This window comes from Cupriavidus sp. F041, from assembly GCF_057814235.1.
In genome coordinates this window covers 3,427,947-3,445,918 of record NZ_JBVASY010000001.1, presented here as the reverse complement: position 1 = coordinate 3,445,918, position 17,972 = coordinate 3,427,947, and the positions used below count along the sequence as shown (strand labels likewise).

General features: G+C 68.0%; 14 protein-coding genes and 1 pseudogene. 11 read left to right on the top strand and 4 right to left on the bottom strand.

Features of this window, described 5'->3' with window-relative positions; translation table 11 throughout:
- Window positions 1–33 precede the first annotated feature (33 nt).
- From ACZY0R_RS15845 to ACZY0R_RS15805, 9 genes are all read left to right on the top strand, one after another.
- Window positions 34–1,056 carry an ABC transporter substrate-binding protein gene (locus ACZY0R_RS15845; protein WP_441629728.1) on the top strand — a complete coding sequence of 341 codons (1,023 nt, stop codon included), beginning with the start codon at window positions 34–36 and terminating at the stop codon, window positions 1,054–1,056.
- A gap of 273 nt (window positions 1,057–1,329) precedes the next feature.
- Window positions 1,330–2,148 (top strand): ABC transporter permease, encoded by an 819-nt coding sequence (locus ACZY0R_RS15840; RefSeq protein WP_488859276.1) that lies wholly within the window; start codon window positions 1,330–1,332, stop codon window positions 2,146–2,148.
- A gap of 8 nt (window positions 2,149–2,156) precedes the next feature.
- Entirely contained in the window at window positions 2,157–3,041 is an 885-nt protein-coding gene (locus ACZY0R_RS15835; RefSeq protein ID WP_488859275.1) for an ABC transporter permease, read from the top strand.
- Entirely contained in the window at window positions 3,034–4,101 is a 1,068-nt protein-coding gene (locus ACZY0R_RS15830) for an ABC transporter ATP-binding protein (protein ID WP_488859274.1), read from the top strand. Before ACZY0R_RS15835 ends, ACZY0R_RS15830 begins: the two co-directional genes overlap by 8 nt.
- Window positions 4,098–4,997 carry a phosphodiesterase gene (locus ACZY0R_RS15825; protein WP_488859273.1) on the top strand — a complete coding sequence of 300 codons (900 nt, stop codon included), beginning with the start codon at window positions 4,098–4,100 and terminating at the stop codon, window positions 4,995–4,997. Before ACZY0R_RS15830 ends, ACZY0R_RS15825 begins: the two co-directional genes overlap by 4 nt.
- A gap of 443 nt (window positions 4,998–5,440) precedes the next feature.
- Complete coding sequence (locus tag ACZY0R_RS15820; RefSeq protein WP_488859272.1) at window positions 5,441–6,106, top strand: response regulator; 666 nt, start codon at window positions 5,441–5,443, stop codon at window positions 6,104–6,106.
- A 3-nt stretch (window positions 6,107–6,109) separates the two neighbouring features.
- Window positions 6,110–7,933, top strand: a complete 1,824-nt coding sequence (locus ACZY0R_RS15815; RefSeq protein WP_488859271.1) for an ATP-binding response regulator — start codon at window positions 6,110–6,112, stop codon at window positions 7,931–7,933.
- 200 nt (window positions 7,934–8,133) lie between these two features.
- Window positions 8,134–9,585 (top strand): aldehyde dehydrogenase family protein, encoded by a 1,452-nt coding sequence (locus ACZY0R_RS15810; protein ID WP_488859270.1) that lies wholly within the window; start codon window positions 8,134–8,136, stop codon window positions 9,583–9,585.
- Between the two features lie 140 nt (window positions 9,586–9,725).
- Entirely contained in the window at window positions 9,726–11,912 is a 2,187-nt protein-coding gene (locus ACZY0R_RS15805; RefSeq protein ID WP_488859269.1) for a phosphocholine-specific phospholipase C, read from the top strand.
- A 50-nt stretch (window positions 11,913–11,962) separates the two neighbouring features.
- On the opposite strand, the gene ACZY0R_RS15800 is transcribed toward ACZY0R_RS15805, so the two are convergent.
- Window positions 11,963–12,595: a CDP-alcohol phosphatidyltransferase family protein gene (locus ACZY0R_RS15800; protein WP_488859268.1), complete on the bottom strand. Its 633-nt coding sequence runs from the start codon at window positions 12,593–12,595 to the stop codon at window positions 11,963–11,965.
- Window positions 12,596–12,672: 77 nt separating this feature from the next.
- Window positions 12,673–13,296, bottom strand: coding sequence for an HAD family hydrolase (locus tag ACZY0R_RS15795; RefSeq protein ID WP_488859267.1), 624 nt, complete (start codon window positions 13,294–13,296; stop codon window positions 12,673–12,675).
- A gap of 207 nt (window positions 13,297–13,503) precedes the next feature.
- Between ACZY0R_RS15795 and ACZY0R_RS15790 the strand changes: the two are divergent.
- Window positions 13,504–15,557, top strand: a pseudogene (locus ACZY0R_RS15790) (ExeM/NucH family extracellular endonuclease).
- Here ACZY0R_RS15790 and ACZY0R_RS15785 read toward each other — a convergent pair.
- Window positions 15,549–16,019 carry a DUF2127 domain-containing protein gene (locus ACZY0R_RS15785; RefSeq protein WP_488859266.1) on the bottom strand — a complete coding sequence of 157 codons (471 nt, stop codon included), beginning with the start codon at window positions 16,017–16,019 and terminating at the stop codon, window positions 15,549–15,551. The pseudogene ACZY0R_RS15790 and the gene ACZY0R_RS15785 sit on opposite strands and share 9 nt — an antisense overlap.
- A gap of 153 nt (window positions 16,020–16,172) precedes the next feature.
- On the opposite strand from ACZY0R_RS15785, the gene ACZY0R_RS15780 reads away from it, so the two are divergent.
- On the top strand, window positions 16,173–16,385 hold the full coding sequence (locus ACZY0R_RS15780) for a DUF3820 family protein (protein WP_035859850.1): 213 nt from the start codon (window positions 16,173–16,175) through the stop codon (window positions 16,383–16,385).
- A 20-nt stretch (window positions 16,386–16,405) separates the two neighbouring features.
- Here the strand turns inward: ACZY0R_RS15780 and ACZY0R_RS15775 are convergent, their stop codons facing one another.
- Window positions 16,406–17,899, bottom strand: a complete 1,494-nt coding sequence (locus ACZY0R_RS15775; RefSeq protein WP_488859265.1) for a fumarate hydratase — start codon at window positions 17,897–17,899, stop codon at window positions 16,406–16,408.
- Between the last annotated feature and the right edge of the window lie 73 nt (window positions 17,900–17,972).

Sequence of the window (17,972 nt, the reverse complement as noted above, 5' to 3'; positions counted from 1 at the left end):
CCCAGCCCCAGTCCGCTACTCAAGGAGTTCACCATGCAAGCAAGCCGTACCTGGCCCAAACCGCTACGCTGGATCGCCATCGCACTCGGCGCCGCCGCCTTCAGCCAGGGCGTGGCGGCGCAAACTGCGATCTGCTACAACTGCCCGCCCGAATGGGCCGACTGGGCCTCGCAGATCCGCGCCATCAAGGAAAAGACCGGCGTCACGGTGCCGCACGACAACAAGAACTCCGGCCAGTCGCTCGCGCAACTCGTCGCGGAGAAAGGCAGCCCCGTCGCCGACGTGGTCTATTACGGCGTGACCTTCGGCATCCAGGCCAAGAAAGACGGCGTCACCGCCGCCTACAAGCCGGCCCACTGGAACGACATCCCCGACGGTCTGAAAGACCCGCAAGGCAACTGGTTCGCCATCCACTCCGGCACGCTCGGCTTCATGGTCAACGTCGACGCCCTGCGCGGCAAGCCCGTACCGCAATCCTGGGCCGACCTGCTCAAGCCCGAATACAAAGGCCTGATCGGCTACCTCGACCCCGCCAGCGCCTTCGTCGGCTACGTCGGCGCCGTCGCCATCAACCAGGCCCTGGGCGGCTCGATGGACAACTTCGGCCCTGCCTTCAAATACTTCCGCGACCTGCAGAAGAACCAACCCATCGTGCCGAAGCAGACCGCCTATGCCCGCGTGCTCTCCGGCGAGATCCCGATCCTGCTCGATTACGACTTCAATGCCTATCGCGCACGCTACAAGGACAAATCCAACGTGGCCTTTGTGATCCCCAAGGAAGGCACCGTGGTGGTGCCCTACGTGATGAGCCTGGTGAACAAGGCCCCGCACGAAGCCGAAGGCAAGAAGGTGCTCGATTTCGTCTTGTCCGATGCCGGACAGGCGCTATGGGCCAACGCCTATCTGCGGCCGGTGCGCAGCGCCGCGATACCCAGCGAAGTGCAAGCCAGGTTCCTGCCCGCGGCGGACTATGCGCGCGCCAAGCCCGTGGATTTCGGCAAGATGGCGGAAGCGCAGAAAGGGTTCAGCGATCAGTATTTGAAAGAGGTCCGATAAAGGAATGGATGGCCGCGCGACGCCATCGCTCTTCCCAAGAGCCCGCTGGGCGTAGCCGTGTGGAGCGCCCGTGGGGGCGGTCCACACCGGTGCGCGATGCGAAGCGAGCCGTCAAGGTGTACCAGGCCGTATGGGGCGCCTTCTTTGCCTACTTTCTTGGCAAGACAAGAAAGTAGGTCGCCCCCCCGCAGGGGGGGGTGAAACCGCCTTTGACTTTAAGCCTTTGAAGTTGAAGTTGAAGTTGATTTCCAAACCCCGGGAGCATCCCCAATCATGCCCAAACAAAGCCCCCCCCTCCTCCTCTTCGCCCTCCCGGCCCTAATCATCTTCACCGCCTTCTTCTGCCTCCCAATGGCAAAACTCCTGGCCATCAGCATCACCGGAGAAAAAGGCGCAAGCGTCTACTGGACCGTAATCTCAAGCCAACGCTACCTCCACAGCCTGATGGTAACGGTACTGCTCTCGGCAACCGTAACCCTGGCAACCCTGATCATCGCCGGCATCACCGGCACCTTCCTCCAACGCAACGCCGTCCCCGGTCAAGCCCTGCTGGTAGCCATGCTGACCTTCCCGCTAGCCTTCCCCGGCGTAGTCATCGGCTTCATGGTCATTATGCTGGGCGGCCGTAACGGCCTGCTGGCCATGGCAGGCGACTGGCTAGCGGGCGACCGCTGGACCTTCGCCTACGGCCTCACCGGCCTGTTCGTCGGCTACCTGTACTTCTCCATCCCCCGCGTCATCCTGACCGTGATGGCCGCGGTAGCCAAGCTCGACGCCTCCCTGGAAGAAGCCGCGCGCTCGCTCGGCGCAGGCCGCTGGCGCGTGGTGCGCGACGTCATGCTGCCCGCCCTGATGCCCGCCATGATCTCCAGCGGCGCGATCTGCTTCGCCACCAGCATGGGCGCCTTCGGCACCGCCTTCACGCTGGCGACGCAGCTCGATGTACTGCCGCTCACCATCTACAACGAGTTCACCAACTACGCCAACTTCGGCATGGCCGCTGCCCTGTCCGTGCTGCTCGGCACGGTCACCTGGGCCTTGCTGGCGCTGGCGCGATGGTTCTCGGGCGACGCCGTCGCCGCCACCGCATGAGGATTGCCATGACTACGACTTCCCGCCGCGGCAATGCTTACTGGCTGCAACTCGCGCTCACGCTCCTGGTTTGCCTCTTCATGGTGGTCCCGGTGGTGCTGTCGGTGCTGGCCGGCCTGACCAACAATATCTTCATCGGCGTGGCCAGCGGCCTGACCACGCGCTGGCTGGTGGAGGTATGGTCGCTCTACCGCAATACCATCTTCCTGTCGCTGGGCATCGCGCTGGCCTGCCTTGCCTGCACGCTGGTGCTGGGCGTGCCGGCGGCCTACTACATGGCACTGCGGCGCGGCCGCCTCACGCGCCTGATCGAAGAGCTGCTGATGCTGCCGGTGGCAGTGCCGGGCCTGGCTACCGCGCTCGGCCTGATCCTGCTCTATGGCGGCTGGCAGGCGTTCCGCACCAGCTGGGTATTCATCCTGGTTGGCCATGTGCTGTTCACGCTCCCGTTCATGGTGCGCGCGGTGCTGTCCATCATGTCGGCCATCGATATCCGCACGCTGGAAGACGCCGCCGCCAGCCTGGGCGCGAGCCGGCTGCAGCGGTTCTTTACCGTGGTTCTGCCCAACTGCCGCCAGGGCATCCTGGCCGGCGCGCTGATGGTGGTGACGCTTTCGGTGGGTGAGTTCAACCTGACCTGGATGCTGCATACGCCCACCACGCAGACATTGCCCGTGGGTCTTGCCGATAGCTATGCATCGATGCGGCTGGAGATCGGCTCGGCCTACACCATCGTGTTTTTCTTCATGATCATTCCGCTGCTGGTGCTGATGCAGGGCCTCTCCGCGCTTGGCGCGCGCGCCCGCAAGCACCAGCCGCTTGCCGACAGCGCCGGCGCCGGGGCAATCTCCGGCGCCGATCCGCTTTCCCCATCCGAGGCCCGCCATGCATGAACCGACCCCCATCACCCTGCGCCACTGCGGCAAGACCTTCGCCGACGGTACGCTGGCGCTGCAACCCCTCGACCTCGACATCGGCGCCGGCGAAACCGTGGTTCTGCTTGGTCCTTCCGGCTGCGGCAAGACCACCACGCTGCGCATCATCGCCGGGCTGGAATTCCCCGATCCCGGCGGCGTGGTCATGTTTGGCGATAGCGATGTGACGCCCCTGCCGATCGAGCAGCGCGGCGTGGGCATGGTGTTCCAGAGCTATGCGCTGTTTCCCAACATGACCGTGGCGGAGAACATTGCCTATGGCCTGCGCGTGCGCCGGACCGATCCCGCCGCGCGGCGCCGCCGGGTGGACGAGATGCTGTCCATGATGCAACTCGGGCCCTTCGCCGAGCGGCGCATCGACCAGCTCTCCGGCGGCCAGCGCCAGCGCGTGGCGCTGGCCCGCGCCATCGCGGTACAGCCGCGCGTGCTGCTGCTCGACGAACCGTTGACCGCGCTGGATGCCAAGCTGCGCGATGCGCTGCGCGCCGACATCAACCAGTTGCTGCGCAGCCTGCATATCACCGCCGTCTATGTCACCCACGACCAGGCCGAGGCGATGGCGCTGGGCGACCGCATCATCGTGATGGACCGCGGCCGCATTGCCCAGACCGGCACGCCGCAGCAGATCTACCGGGCGCCGGCCAATGCCTTCGTGGCGGATTTCATCGGCACCATGAACCGCTTGCCGGCGGTGCCGGAAGCCGGTGTCTGGCGTGTGCCGGGTGGTCTGGTGCCGCGCCAGGACAACGCAGCGGGCGCCGCGCAACCGGCCCGCGCCGAACTCTTGTTCCGCCCCGAGGACGTGGCGCTGGCCCGGGCCGAGGAGGCGCACCTGGGCGGTTCGGTCGTCACCGCGCTGTTCCTGGGCAACTACACGCGCTTGCTGGTCGACGTTGGCGCACCGGCGCCGCTGGTCGTCGACACCACCCGGCGCGATGCCTGGCGTGCGGGCGACCGCGTCGGCCTGCGCCTCGATACCGGCCACCTGATCACGCTTTCCGAAGCGCTCGCAGCATGAACTCCCTGACCTGCACTCCAGGCAATCCGGGCAACCCCGGCAACCCCGGCGATCCGGCCGGCACTTACCTGCTCGCCCACATCACCGACCTGCACATCAAGGCCGGCGGCAAGCTGTCCTACCGCATGGTGGACACCGCCGGCGCGCTGCAGCGCTGCATCGACACGTTGCTGGACGCGCCACAGCGGCCGGATTCGGTCGTCATCACCGGGGATCTCGTCGACTTCGGCACCGAGGAGGAATACCGCTTCCTGCGTGGCATCCTGCAAGGCCTGCCGATGCCGGTGCGGCTGCTGCCGGGCAACCATGACCACCGGGCTACCTTGCGCCGTGTCTTCGCGGATCACGATTACCTGTTCGCCGCCGGCGATGGCGATGCGCCCATCCACTACAGCGTGGAAGCCGGCCCGTTGCGCCTGGTCGCCTTCGACTGCACGGTGCCGGGCAAGCCTGGCGGCCGGGTCGATCCCGCCGCGCTGCCGTGGCTCGAAGCCACGCTGGCGGCCGAGCCGGACCGGCCCACGCTGCTGATGCTCCATCATCCGCCCTTCCACACCGGCATCGGCCACATGGATCAGCAGGGCCTGGACGGCGCCGGACTGCTGGAGGCGGTGGTGCGCCGGCATCCGCAGGTGGAGCGCGTGCTGTGCGGCCATTTGCACCGGCACATCACGCACCGCTTCGGCGGCACGGTGGCCATGACGGCGCCGGGGCCGGCGCACCAGGTCACGCTGGACCTCGACCCGCAAGCCGCTTCGCGCTTTCGCATGGAGCCGCCCGGCTACCTGCTGCACTGGTGGCATCCCGCGCATGGGCTGGTGAGCCATGCGGCGGTCATCGGCGCGTTCGGTGCCGACCACCCCTTCTTCGATGCCGCCGGCAAACTGATCGACTGAGCGGCGGATCGGGATGCAACCGGTTGCACCCCGATCCGCCCCGGAGGCGGCCGGACAAAAAAAACCCACAGCCGGGTGGATGTGGGTAATAAAAGTGGTGTGGGCAAGTCGCGGAAATCGCCCACTTCCGTATGGTGACACCCCGCGGCCGCGAGCGAAATAATCCTTCCGGACTAGAAGGCCACCTTGCATTGCACAGGCAGTCCCCGGCGTGCCTTCCGGCCACATCCCGGAAGCCGCGTGGGCGCGCGCGGCACGGCCCCCCCCCCGGAACACAAGCCGGGTCCCGCATTGCGTATCCCCTCCTTAGTGGGGAAATGGACAACACGGTAATAATCTAGTCCAATTCGCCCTTGGCGATCGCTTTGAACCGGCGCTCCTTTCGCACTACCGTGGTTCCAACGGCCGCTGCCGGCGCGCCGGCCGCCGTCCAACTTCCTACCATGCTCAACGCCCACCTGCTGCTGATCGACGACCACACACTGTTCCGCACCGGCCTGCGTTTGGTGCTGGCTGACAGCCCAAGCGTGGCAAGCATCATCGAGGCGGGTTCCGTCATGGGCGCGGTGGAGGAGCATCGCCGCGCCACCGTGGATATCATCCTGCTCGACGTCCAGATGCCCGGTCTCAACGGCATCGAAGGCGTCAAGGTGTTGCGCCGCCATTTTCCCGTTGCGCGCATCCTGATCGTATCCGGCACCTCCGGGCTGGAGACCATCCCGGCCGAGGCACGCAGGGAGATTGCCGGCTTCCTGCCGAAATCCGCGGACAGCGTGCAGATCGAGGTGGCCATCGCCGCCTGCCTGCAGGGCGACACCTACTTCGGCCCGGACCCGGCCAGCGACAGCCACGACAATCCGGTCGGCGCGCCAGACGGCGCGGCCAGCGGCATTGCTTACCAGTCCAGCTCGCTCACCCCGCGCCAACTCGAGGTGCTGGAGCAACTCAGCCAGGGCCGCTCGAACAAGATCATTGCCCACCATCTGGGCCTCTCCGAGAACACCGTCCGGGTTCACGTGGCAGCCATTCTCGATCACCTCGGCGTGGTCAGCCGGGTGGAGGCGGTGCTCGAGGCGCAGCGCCGCGGCCTGGTGCAGACGGGCAGGTAGGTCATGGCCTTGCTCATCCCCCGCTTCGACGAACCGCGCCTGCTGGCCGCGGAAATGGAACTGATCGACCAGAGCTTTGGCATCGCCATGCTGGGCTGCGCGCTGGCGGCCTTCATCCTGGCCCTCGGGCTGGTGCTGGGCGGCGCGAATCCCGGCGCCTTCGCGTGGGCCCTCGCCATGGGCCTGGCCTGCGCCGCCGGGCACTTCGGTCGGCGCCTGCTGCCCGGCCGCACCGGCCAGGCCAAAGCGGGTCTTTACGCCCGCGCCATGACGGCATTGCTCACACTGATCGGCGTGCTCTGGGGGCTGGCGGCATGGCTGTACATGGACATGAAGTCGCCAGCGACGGTGATCTGCATCCTGTCGCTGATCGCCGGCATGAGCGCGGCCGCGCTGGCGGTGTTCTCCGCCTGCCTGCCGGTCGCCGTGGGCTTCTTCGTGCCGGCCATCGTGCCGGTCTGGGCGGTCTTCATCGCCACCGGCGATGTCGCCTATCTGGCCATGTTCCTCGGCACGCCGCTCTATCTCGCGGTGCTGATGATCTTTGCGCGCAACTACGCGCGCGTGGCGCGCCACGGCATCGCGCTGCGCTTTGCCAACGTGGAACTGATCTCGCAATTGCGCGAGCAGACCGCCCGCGCGGAAAACGCCCAGCGCGAGGCCGAGGAAGCCAACCGCGCCAAATCCGTATTCCTGGCCTCGGCCAGCCATGACCTGCGCCAGCCGCTGCACGCGCTCGGCCTGTTCGTGGTCACGCTGGGCCGGTCCGATCTCACCGACAAACAGCGCCAGTTGCTTACGCACATCGAGGCCGCCTCCTGTGCCGCGCGCGAGATGCTCAACACGCTGCTGGATTTCTCCAAGGTGGACGCCGGCGTGATCACCGCCCGGCCGCGCGCGTTCCACCTGCAGCCGTTGCTGTACAAGCTGGAGAACGAGTTTGCGCCGCAGGCCGACGGGCGCGGCCTGTTCTACCGCACCCGGGATACCACCGCCACCGTGTTTGCCGATCCGACGCTGGTCGAGCTGATCCTGCGCAACCTGATCGCCAACGCCATCCGCTACACCAGCCAGGGCGGCGTGCTGGTGGCATGCCGCCGCCGGGGCAAGAGCATGGTGCTCGAGGTCTGGGATACCGGCGCCGGCATCCCCGCGTCCCAGCATCGCGCCATCTTCAAGGAGTTCCACCAGCTGGGCAACCCGGAGCGTGACCAGCGCAAAGGCCTCGGACTCGGCCTGGCCATCGTGGAAGGGCTGGCCCGCACCATGTCGACCCGGGTCCTGCTGAATTCGCGGCCCGGCCGCGGCTCGGTGTTCCGCTTCGCCCTGCCCGTGACCGAAGACCGCGCCGAGACGCCCGCCGCCGGCTTGCACCAAAGGCCCGGCCTGCGCGGGTTGCGCGTGCTGGTGATCGACGACGACCAGGAGATCCGCATCGCCATGAGCGCGCTGCTGGAGAGTTGGCAAGCCGTTTGCCTGGCGGTGGAATCCGAGGAAGAAGCGCTGGCGGCACTTGACACCTTCAGACCCGACCTGTTGCTGGCCGATTTCCGCCTGCGCGGCGAGCGCACTGGCCAGGAAGCGATGATGGCGATCCGCGATCGGCTGGGCTACGCCCTGCCCACCGTCATCATCACCGGCGATACCGCCCCGGATCGCCTGCGCAGCGTGCATGCCGGTGGCGCCGCACTGCTGCACAAGCCCGTAGTGGCGCAACAGTTGCATACCGCCATGACCGCCCTGCTGCGCGACGCAGGCTGGCGCCAGGAGATCCCCCGTGCCGCCGCCGGCCATGGCGCGGACCGCATGGCGCGAGCCGGGCGCTGAGGGGACTGAGCGGCCCGCCCGCGCCCCTCGCCCCCTCATTCATGCAATTTTCGTATTAATCGATCCGTCCTATTAATTGGACTTAGAGCCGGTGCCCACCCAAACTGCATCGTGACAGTCGGCACGGGCGCCATCAGCAAGCCGCATCGCTTTCTCGCCAACGTGCCGCCAGGTTTCACCGATCCTAGCGAGGAGCCATCATGAGCACGCAGCCCGAACTGCCAAGACACGACTTGCTGATCGACGGCAAGCGCCTGCCACCCGGCACTGGAGAATATTCCACCGATATCAACCCTGCCACGGAACAGCCGATTGCCCTGGTCGCCCAGGGCAGCGCCACCGACGTGGACCTCGCGGTGACCGCCGCGCGCGCCGCTCTCAAAGTCTGGAACGGCCTGCGCGCGGCCGAGCGCGGCCGCATCCTGTACCGCTTTGCCGAACTGCTCGAAGCGCATCAGGAGGAACTGATCGCGCTCGAGAGCCTGGATGCCGGCAAACCGCTGGCCGCCGTGCGGCGCCAGGACATGCCGGCGGTGATCGATACCGTGCGCTACTACGCCGGCTGGGCCGACAAGATCAACGGCCAGGTGGTGCCGACCCGCCCCGGCGCGCTGACCTACACCGTGCGCGAGCCGGTCGGCGTGGTCGCCGCCATCGTGCCGTGGAACTTCCCGCTGATGATCGGCATGTGGAAGATCGCGCCGGCGCTGGCCTGCGGCTGCACCCTCATTGTCAAACCCGCCGAGATTACGCCGCTGAGCGCGCTGCGCGTCGGCGAACTGGCGCTGGAAGCCGGCCTGCCGCCCGGCGTGCTCAATATCGTCACCGGCAAGGGCAGCGTGGTAGGCAATGCGCTGGTGGCGCATCCCGGCATCGACAAGGTGACCTTCACCGGCTCGCCCGGCGTGGGGCGCGGCATCATGCAGGGCGCCGCCGCCAACTTCAAGCGCGTCACGCTGGAGCTGGGCGGCAAGTCCGCCAACCTGATCTTTGCCGATGCCAACGTGGACGCCGCCGTGCGCGCGGCAGCCTCCGGCATCTTCTTCAATGCCGGCCAGGTGTGCTCGGCCGGCTCGCGCATCCTGGCGCAGCGCGAGGTCTACGACGAGGTGGTGGAAAAGCTCACCGCCCGCGCCGCCTCGATCCGCGTGGGCGATCCGGCCGCGCCGGAGACCACCATGGGGCCGCTGGTCTCATCCGCGCAGATGAAGACCGTGCTGGACTACGTGGAGATCGGTAAGCGCGAGGGTGCCATCGCGGTGACCGGCGGCGCGCGCGTGGGCGGCAAGGGCTATTTCGTGCAGCCCACCGTGTTCGCCAACGTCGAGCACGAAATGCGCGTCTCGCAGGAGGAGATCTTCGGCCCGGTCGCCAGCGTGATCCGCTTCGAGGACGAAGCCGACGCCGTGCGCATCGCCAATGGCACCGCATTCAGCCTGGCAGCTGGCGTGTGGAGCGCCGACATCGGGCGGGTGCACCAGGTAGCCGCAGACCTCAAGGCCGGCACCGTATGGATCAACACCTACGGCCAAACCGACGTACGGCTGCCCTGGGGCGGCGCCGGCGACTCCGGGCTGGGCCGGGAACACGGGGACGCCGCCATCGACAACTTCACCGAGCCCAAGGCGATCTGGCTGTCGCTGCGGCAGTAGGCGAACGAGGGGAGGCACGACGGCGCCTCCCCGCCCGCCGCCAGGAGGGTTAAGATCGCGGATGCGCCGGCATCGCCGGATTTGCCGGTGTTGTTTTTGGCATTGCGCGCCACGCGATCCGTTCACTACGTCCCTCCTCCATGCCTGACAGACGCAAGTTCCTGCGCGCGGCGGCCGGCACCGTTGCCGGCGCGGGCGCGCTTTCCCTTTTGCCGCCCGCCATCCGCAAGGCGCTCGCCATTCCCGCCAACCATCGCACCGGCAGCCTGCGCGACGTCGAGCATATCGTGGTGCTGATGCAGGAGAACCGGGCCTTCGACCATTACTTCGGTGCCATGCGGGGCGTGCGCGGCTTCGCCGACCGCTTCCCGATACCGGTGGCAGACGGCCCGGGCCTCGCCGGCAAGACGGTCTGGTACCAGCGCGACGTGACCGACCCGGCCTCACCCGCAACGCTCGCGCCGTTCCATCTCGATACGGAGCACGTGTTCGAACTCATGCGCGTCACCGGCACGCCGCACACCTGGTCGAATACGCAGGACGCCTGGGGCCAAGGCTGCATGCAGCAATGGCCCACCTTCAAGAAGCGTCACGCCATGGGCTACTTCAAGGAGGGCGACGTGCCCTTCCAGTACGCGCTGGCCAATGCCTTTACGGTGGCGGATGCCTACCACGCATCGTTTCTCGGCGGCACCAATACCAACCGCTGCTTCCTGTGGAGCGGCACCAACGACCCGCTGGGCAAGGGCAACGGCCCGGCCATCGGCAATGCCTACAACAAGCTCGGCGGCGGCAATCCCGATGGCGGCTATGCCTGGACCACCTATCCCGAACGGTTGGAAGCCGCCGGCGTCAGCTGGCAGATCTACCAGGACATGGCCGACAACTACGCGCTCAATGCCACCGTCGGGTTCAAGACCTACCGTGATGCCTATCGCGGCGTGCCGGGTGCGCAGGCTGCGCTCAAAGACAAGGCGCTGCGCACGCGCAACCTGGATCTGCTGCGCCAGGACGTGCTGGAAGGCCGCCTGCCGCAGGTGTCGTGGATCTGCCCCACGTTGCAGGGCTCCGAGCATCCCTCCCCGTCCAGCCCGGCGCAGGGCGCGGCCTATGTGTCCGCCGTGCTCGACGCGCTGACAGTCGACCCGGCGGTCTGGAGCAAGACCGTGCTGCTGCTGATGTACGACGAGAACGATGGCTTTTTCGACCATATGCCGCCGCCGGCGGTGCCATCGTACCTCGCGTGGCACGCGGACCCGGCACGGGCCACGCTGGCCGGCGCCTCCACCGCAGACACCCGCGGCGAATACCACGAGCTGATCACCGGCGTGGAGGCCGACGACCTGCCGCGCTACCTGCATCGTCCGTACGGTCTCAGCATGCGCGTGCCGATGATCGCCATCTCGCCGTGGAGCAAGGGCGGCTGGGTCAACTCCGAGGTGTTCGACCACACATCGGTGATTCGTTTCATCGAAGCCCGCTTCGGCGTGCACGAGCCCAATATCACGCCGTGGCGCCGTGCGGTCTGCGGCGATCTCACCTCGCTGTTCGATTTCGCCGCGCCGGACCATGCCGACGCCGTGGCGTCGCTGCCGGCCACCGCGCCACGCGCGGCGCGAGCACGGGCGCTGAAGGGAACGCGCACACCGGTCATCCCCGCGCTACCCGAGTTGCCCGTGCAAGCCGGCGGCACGCGCCCCTCGCGGGCGCTCCCCTATGCGCTGCACGCGCAGGCCCTGGCAGATGCCGGCAGTGCCGCGCTGCACCTGAGCTTTACCAATAGCGGCCGGGCCGGGGCAGTGTTTCATGTCTACGACCGGCTGCACCTGGAGCGCCTGCCACGCCGCTATACGGTCGAGGCCGGCAAGGGCCTGGCAGGCAGGTGGAACACGCGCGCCGACGGCGGCCGCTATGACCTGTGGGTGCTCGGCCCCAACGGCTGGCACCGGCATTTCACCGGTCCCGCCGGCGCAGTGCCTGCACCGGAGATCGAGATCGTCTACGACATCCCCGCGCAAAGCCTGCGCATCACCTTGCGCAACGATGCGGACCAGCCCTGCACGTTCATGCTGGCTGCCAACGCCTACGTTAGCGGCGCGGCCCGCAGCACTACCGTGGCAGGCCGCACCAGAAGCACCCTGGCATGGCCAGTGGACGCGTCGGGCGGCTGGTACGACTTCACCGTGACCGTGGCCGCCCTGCCCGGCTACGCGCGGCGCTGTGCCGGGCGCATGGAAACCGGCGCGCCCTCGGTGAGCGACCCCGCCATGGGTGGCCGTGCCATCGGGGAGCAATGGCAGCCGGCGGGAGCACCGGCGCCTGCGTGAAGAACTTTCCCAGTCTTGCAGATTCGTGCCGGCCAAACTCCGTGCAGCCCCTAGATCTTCGGGATGCGCAGGGTCTTGCTGATCATCAGCGAGCCGGACAGCACGAACAGCAGCGCGAGCGGATGCAGGTCCGCCGGCCCGATGGCCCACACGCCGCCGTAGAGCGCATCGCCCACCCGGCCCTGCCACGCGCAGAAGGCCAGCACGCCGGTTAGCAGTACGCTGGTGGGAATTGGCGTGCCCTCGAAGTACGCCACCTTGTCGCCGCCCTCGGACAAGGTCTCGGCGGTCACGTTGAACCGTGCCAGGCGGCTCACGCCGCAGCAGACGAAATACACCAGCGCTGCCATGTCCCAGCCACCGCGCATGCCGGCGGCAAACGCCAGCGTTGCCGGGCCGACCCCGAACGAGATGATGTCCGCGAGCGAATCCAGCTCGCGGCCCAGCGCGGAGTGCTGGTGCCGCCAGCGCGCGATGCGGCCGTCGAGCACGTCGAAGATAAAGGCCGCCGGTGCCAGCGCTGCCGCCGCCATGAAATGGGCGGACGACTGCGTGGCGACGTAGAACATGGCGAAGAACACCGATGCCATGCCGCAGGCCGCGTTGCCCAGTGTGAACAGGTCGGCGAGATGCAGCTCGCGGACCATGGAGAAATGCTTGGGACGTTCTGGTGTGGATGCCATGGGGGCGAACTCCTGAATCCTCTGGCGCATGAAAACTCCCGGTTCGCCAACAAGAAGCGAACCAGGCGGCGGCGTGGCTAGAAACGCAATCCCGCATCGCGCAACGCGCTGGCGGTTCCACCTGCGCCGACGTGATGCACTGCCTGCCAGCCCAGGGCCCGTGCCGCCGCCACATTGGCGGCGCTGTCATCGATAAACAGCAGCTCCCGCGCCGCGATCCCCGGCAGGTGCGTATCGATGCGCGCCTCCATCAACCGATAGATGGCCGGATCGGGCTTGGCAATGCCAACCTCGCCGGACACAAGGATATCGCGGAACAATGACAGGAAATCGCCACTGCGCATGGCGTGCGGATAGGTCTCGCTGGACCAGTTGGTCAGGCCGAACAGCGGCACCCGCGCGGCGTGCAGGCGCCGCAGCAACGCCACGCCGTCGGCCAGCGGCCCGCGCAGCATCTGCGGCCAGCGGTCATAGAAGGCGCGGATCAGGCCGGCCTGCGCCGGATGCTCGGCCACCAGCGACTCGGTAGCCTCTCGCAGCAGCCTGCCCGCGTCCTGGCGGATATTCCAGGCGGGCGAGCAGACTTCCGACAGGAAGCGCGCGCGCTCTTGCGGGTCCGGAATCAGCTCGCGATAGAGGTACTCCGGGCTCCAGTCGAACAGCACGCCACCAAAATCGAACACTACGGCACGGACGGTCACGGTATCTCGTTGGCTGGGTTGAAGACAAGACAGCATTCTCGCAGAGTCTGCCGGCCGTCAATATGAGATTTCTCTCAACATGCGTGCACGGCATTCCCCCTAAGCTTGCCGTTACCGGTCCATGCGCCCCGTGGGCGCCCCGGTCACACAAGCGCCACGCCCCGACAGCGGCTGGCGCCATGCCACGCAATCCGCCGAGCCCATTCCATGTCCCCGCCAAGCCCCTTCCTTCCGCGCTTCATGCCAGCCTGCCTGGCATGGCTATGCATCGCCTGGTCCGCCCACGCCGACGTGGGCCATGCCGAATCGCCGCGAACGCTGCCTGCCGCCATCTCGCCGCAATGCGGCGCGCCGGCCACGCTGATCGCCAGTCTCCGCGACGCCAGCGAAGGCACGCCTTCCGTCGGCCGCAGGGTGGCGGTGGAGGCGGTGGTCACGGCGGACTACTCGGGCACCGGCGGCATCAGCGGCTACTTCGTGCAGCAGGCCGACACCCGGCGCCAGAACCGCCCCGGCGTGTCGGAAGGACTGTTCGTGCACGCGCCGCGCGCGGCGGCGCGTGCCGGCGACCTGGTCCGCGTGCTCGGCACCGTCGAGGAGCGGTCCGGCCAGATGCAACTGAGGCAGTCCGGCCAGGCGACGGTCTGTGCATCGGCCCAGGCCGTCACCCCGGCCGTGGTCACGCTGCCGGTGCCGCACACGGGCGCGCTGGCGGCCTATGAAGGCATGCTGGTGCGGCTGCCGCAGACCCTCACCGTCAGCGAAACCTTCGAACTGGGCCGGTACGGCAGCGTGGTGCTCAGCCATGGCCGTCTGCCGTTGCCCACCAACGTGGCATTGCCGGGCGCCGCCGCCGCCGCCCAGGCCGCCGCCAATGCCTTGAACCGCCTGACGCTGGACGACGGCTCCAGCCGGCAAAACCCGCCGCTCGTCATCCATCCCGCACCGGGTCTCGGCGCCTCGAATACGCTGCGCGGCGGCGATACCGTCGCCGACGTGCAGGGCGTGCTGGAACGGCGCCATGGCGGCTGGCGCGTGCAGCCCGTTCCGGGCGCACCGCCACCGGTGTTCCGGCCCGCCAACCCGCGCACGGGCGCACCGGTACGCACCGCCCGCACCGACCTGCGCGTTGCGGCGTTCAACGTGGAAAACTATTTCAACGGCGACGGCCGGGGTGCGGGTTTCGATGACCCCGACAACCGCGGCGCCCGGACCCCTGCCGAGTTTGCCCGGCAGGAAGTCAAGATCCTGAGCGCGCTGCAAGGGCTGAACGCCGACGTGATCGGCCTGATGGAGATCGAGAACAACGGCTATGGCGCGCTGAGCGCCATCCGCCGGCTGACGGTCAAGCTCGGGCCCGACTGGCGCTTTATCGACCCCGGCGTGGAGCAGCTCGGCCGCGATGTCATCAAGGTCGCCCTGGTCTACAACGCCCGCACCGTGGAACCGGCAGGCAAGCCGGCCACGCTCGAGCTGGGCCAGCGGACCCGCCAGCCCCTGGCCGCCACCTTCCGCCTGCCCGGCCTTCCGCGCAAGCTCACGGTAGTGGTGAACCATTTCAAGTCCAAGCGCTGCAACGATGCCCGCGGCGCCAATGCGGACCAGCGCGACGGCCAGAGTTGCTGGAACCCCACGCGCGTGGCGGCAGCCGCGCGAATCGCGGACTGGCTCGCCACCTCGCCCACCGGCGTGCCGGACGATGGCCGGCTGGTGATCGGCGACCTCAACAGCTATGCGCAGGAAGCCCCGATCCGCCTGCTGGCCGAGCGCGGCTATGTCGACATGATCGCCCGCTTCGCCGGTGCGGGCGGCGGCGCCTACAGCTACGTCTACGGAGGCGCGGCCGGCAATATCGACCACGCGCTTGCCGATGCCGGAGCGGCCAGCCGCATTCTCGCGGCGCGCCACTGGCGTATCAATGCCGACGAGCCGATCGCGCTGGCCTATCCGCTAGCCACAAGAGCGAGGCCCAGCAACAGTCCTTTTATGCGCCCGATGCCTATCGCTCATCCGACCACGACCCGCTGGTGGTGGACCTCGCCATGCGCGACGATGCCGCCGCACAGGGCAACACCGCCGAGGCGGGCGGCAAGACGGAAAGCGCCAACGCGGGGAACAGCAGCACTGGTAATGGCGTGGAAACCGGCGGCGGGGGCGGTGGTGGCGTGGTGGATCCCTGGGTGATGGTGGCCCTGGCCCTGGCCGGCACTGCGGCGATGGCCGCATGGCATCGCTTTGCCGGCCGCTCTCCGCTACGCTGATGCCCCCGCCGGATCGCGCCTGATGCTGTTGGCCAGATAGGCCACGATCAGCGCATTGGCGATGGCCAGGCCGATATGCAGCGCGCTGGGGTGAACCACTGCCTCATACATTTCAACCGGGATATAGATCGCGCCCGACCATACCCCGAGCCACTTCGCCCAGGCCCGCTGGCGCCACAAGCCGTAGGCCTCCGTGAAGCGCATGGCCGAGTACGTCGCGGCGGAGCCGCCGATGGCCCAAAGGCGGGCATTGCTTGGGTCGGACATCAGCGACAGGAAGATGGTCGGATAGCGGCTCCCCGGATTCAGGTGCAGGCGGGCAACGATCGCCTCGGCCAGCGCCTGCGCATCCCGGTGCAGCAGCGCAATGAGCCCCAGTCCGGCGAGGATCACCACCGCGCCCTTGGCGGCCTCGAACAGCGCGATTCCCTTCAGGCCGGTGCCTGAGCCGTGCTTTGCCATCTTGCCTATCCTCGTCAACGGTAAGGTAGCGATCGTACCCCGGCGCGGAGGCCAGCGGCAAACCCGGCACCCCCGCCCAGGCGCTCAAGGCGCCGGGGCACACTGGTAACATTCCCCGGCCGGCGCCATCCGATGCCGGGCCGAGGCCGTCACATGAATCCCGAACACCTGCCCCTCCTGCTCACCCGCACCATGCCCTACGGCAAGTACAAGGGCCGCGTTATCGCGGACCTGCCGGGTAATTACCTGAACTGGTTTGCGCGCGAGGGCTTCCCGCCAGGCGAGATCGGCAAGCTGCTGGCGCTGATGCACGAACTCGACCACAACGGCCTGACCGGCCTGCTGGACCCGCTGCGCGGCCGTTAGCGCATCCGCAGCCTGCCGGCTCAACCGGCGGCGATCCGGTGAATGGAGCGCCCCTGCGCGTCCACCGCCACGGTGGCGGGCATATCCTCCACCTCGAACTCATAGATGGCTTCCATGCCCAGCTCCGGAAAGGCCAGCACGCGCGCCTTGCGGATCGCCCGCGATATCAGGTAGGCAGCGCCACCCACCGCGATCAGGTAGGCCGCACCGTGGCGGCGGATGGCCTCGATGGCACAGGGACCGCGCTCGGCCTTGCCGATCATGACCAGCAAGCCTGTCTGCTCCAGCAACTGCGGCACGAACTTATCCATGCGCGTGGCCGTGGTGGGACCCGCCGGGCCCACCGCCTCGTCGCCGACCGCATCGACCGGGCCCACGTAGTAGATCGCGCGGTCGCGCAGCGGCACCGGCAGCGGCTCGCCAGCGTCGAGCATGGCCACCAGCCGCTTGTGCGCGGCATCGCGGGCCGTCAGCAAGCGGCCGCGCAGCCGCAATGTGTCGCCAACCCGCCACTGCGCTACCTCCGCGGCGTCCAGGCGATCCAGGTCGACCACGCGCCCTGGCGGGGCTGTCAACGCGGCGGGAATGCCCGCCCAAGTGTCGGCGGGCGGCGGCTCCAGCCGCGCCGGGCCCGAGCCGTCCAGTTCGACCGTGATGAAGCGCGTCGCCGCGCAATTGGGAATCAGCGCCACGGGCAGCGTCGCGGCATGGCAAGGCAAGGCCGCCACCTTGACATCGAGCACGGTGGCCAGCCCACCCAGCCCCTGCGCGCCGATGCCGAGCGCATTGATGCGGTCGAACAGTTCCAGCCGCAGCTGCTCGGCGTCGTCCGCCGCGCCCCTGGCGCGCAACGCGTGGATATCGATGGGGCTGAACAAGGCGCGCTTGGCCGCCAGCATAGCCTGCTCCGGCGTGCCGCCCACTCCTACACCAAGCACGCCAGGCGGGCACCAGCCGGCACCCATCTGCGGAATGGCAGCGAGGATCCAGTCGACCAGGGAATCGCTCGGGTTGAGCGTGGCGAACTTCGCCTTGACGTCACCCCCGCCACCCTTTGCCACCACGGTCATCGTCACGGTATCGCCGGGCACCAGTTCAAGTTGCAGGAAGCCCGGCGTGTTGTCGCCTGTATTGCGCCGCTCACCCAGCGCCGAGCTCACCATGGTGGCACGCAGCGGGTTGGCGCTGTCGGTATAGCCGCGGCGCACCGCCGCATCGACCATCTGCTGCACCGGCATCAGCGGACCGCCGTCGCGCGCGGCAAACCGCACGTTCATGCCCACCGTCATGAAGACCTGTGCCACGCCGGTGTCTTGGCAGATCGGCCGATGGGCTTGCGCGCTCATGCGGCTGTTGACCAGCAACTGCTCGATGGCGTCTCGCGCCGCGCCCGCGGGCTCGGCTGCGAAGGCGCGCTTGAGCGCCTGGACGAAATCGGCGGGATGGTAGTAGCTGACGTACTGGAGCGCGTCGGCAATGGTGTCGACGACGTCTTCCTGGAAGATCACAGTCATGGCGGGGGCTGGCACAACGGGCGAACCGGGCGGACCCGCTGCTGCGCGCATCTATTATGTCTATACATAATGA

Coding starts and splice junctions, on each gene's coding strand:
- ACZY0R_RS15845 (WP_441629728.1), top strand. CDS start 34: ATGCAAGCAAGCCGTACCTGGCCCAAACCGCTACGCTGGATCGCCATC.
- ACZY0R_RS15840 (WP_488859276.1), top strand. CDS start 1,330: ATGCCCAAACAAAGCCCCCCCCTCCTCCTCTTCGCCCTCCCGGCCCTA.
- ACZY0R_RS15835 (WP_488859275.1), top strand. CDS start 2,157: ATGACTACGACTTCCCGCCGCGGCAATGCTTACTGGCTGCAACTCGCG.
- ACZY0R_RS15830 (WP_488859274.1), top strand. CDS start 3,034: ATGCATGAACCGACCCCCATCACCCTGCGCCACTGCGGCAAGACCTTC.
- ACZY0R_RS15825 (WP_488859273.1), top strand. CDS start 4,098: ATGAACTCCCTGACCTGCACTCCAGGCAATCCGGGCAACCCCGGCAAC.
- ACZY0R_RS15820 (WP_488859272.1), top strand. CDS start 5,441: ATGCTCAACGCCCACCTGCTGCTGATCGACGACCACACACTGTTCCGC.
- ACZY0R_RS15815 (WP_488859271.1), top strand. CDS start 6,110: ATGGCCTTGCTCATCCCCCGCTTCGACGAACCGCGCCTGCTGGCCGCG.
- ACZY0R_RS15810 (WP_488859270.1), top strand. CDS start 8,134: ATGAGCACGCAGCCCGAACTGCCAAGACACGACTTGCTGATCGACGGC.
- ACZY0R_RS15805 (WP_488859269.1), top strand. CDS start 9,726: ATGCCTGACAGACGCAAGTTCCTGCGCGCGGCGGCCGGCACCGTTGCC.
- ACZY0R_RS15800 (WP_488859268.1), bottom strand. CDS start 12,595: ATGGCATCCACACCAGAACGTCCCAAGCATTTCTCCATGGTCCGCGAG.
- ACZY0R_RS15785 (WP_488859266.1), bottom strand. CDS start 16,019: ATGGCAAAGCACGGCTCAGGCACCGGCCTGAAGGGAATCGCGCTGTTC.
- ACZY0R_RS15780 (WP_035859850.1), top strand. CDS start 16,173: ATGAATCCCGAACACCTGCCCCTCCTGCTCACCCGCACCATGCCCTAC.
- ACZY0R_RS15775 (WP_488859265.1), bottom strand. CDS start 17,899: ATGACTGTGATCTTCCAGGAAGACGTCGTCGACACCATTGCCGACGCG.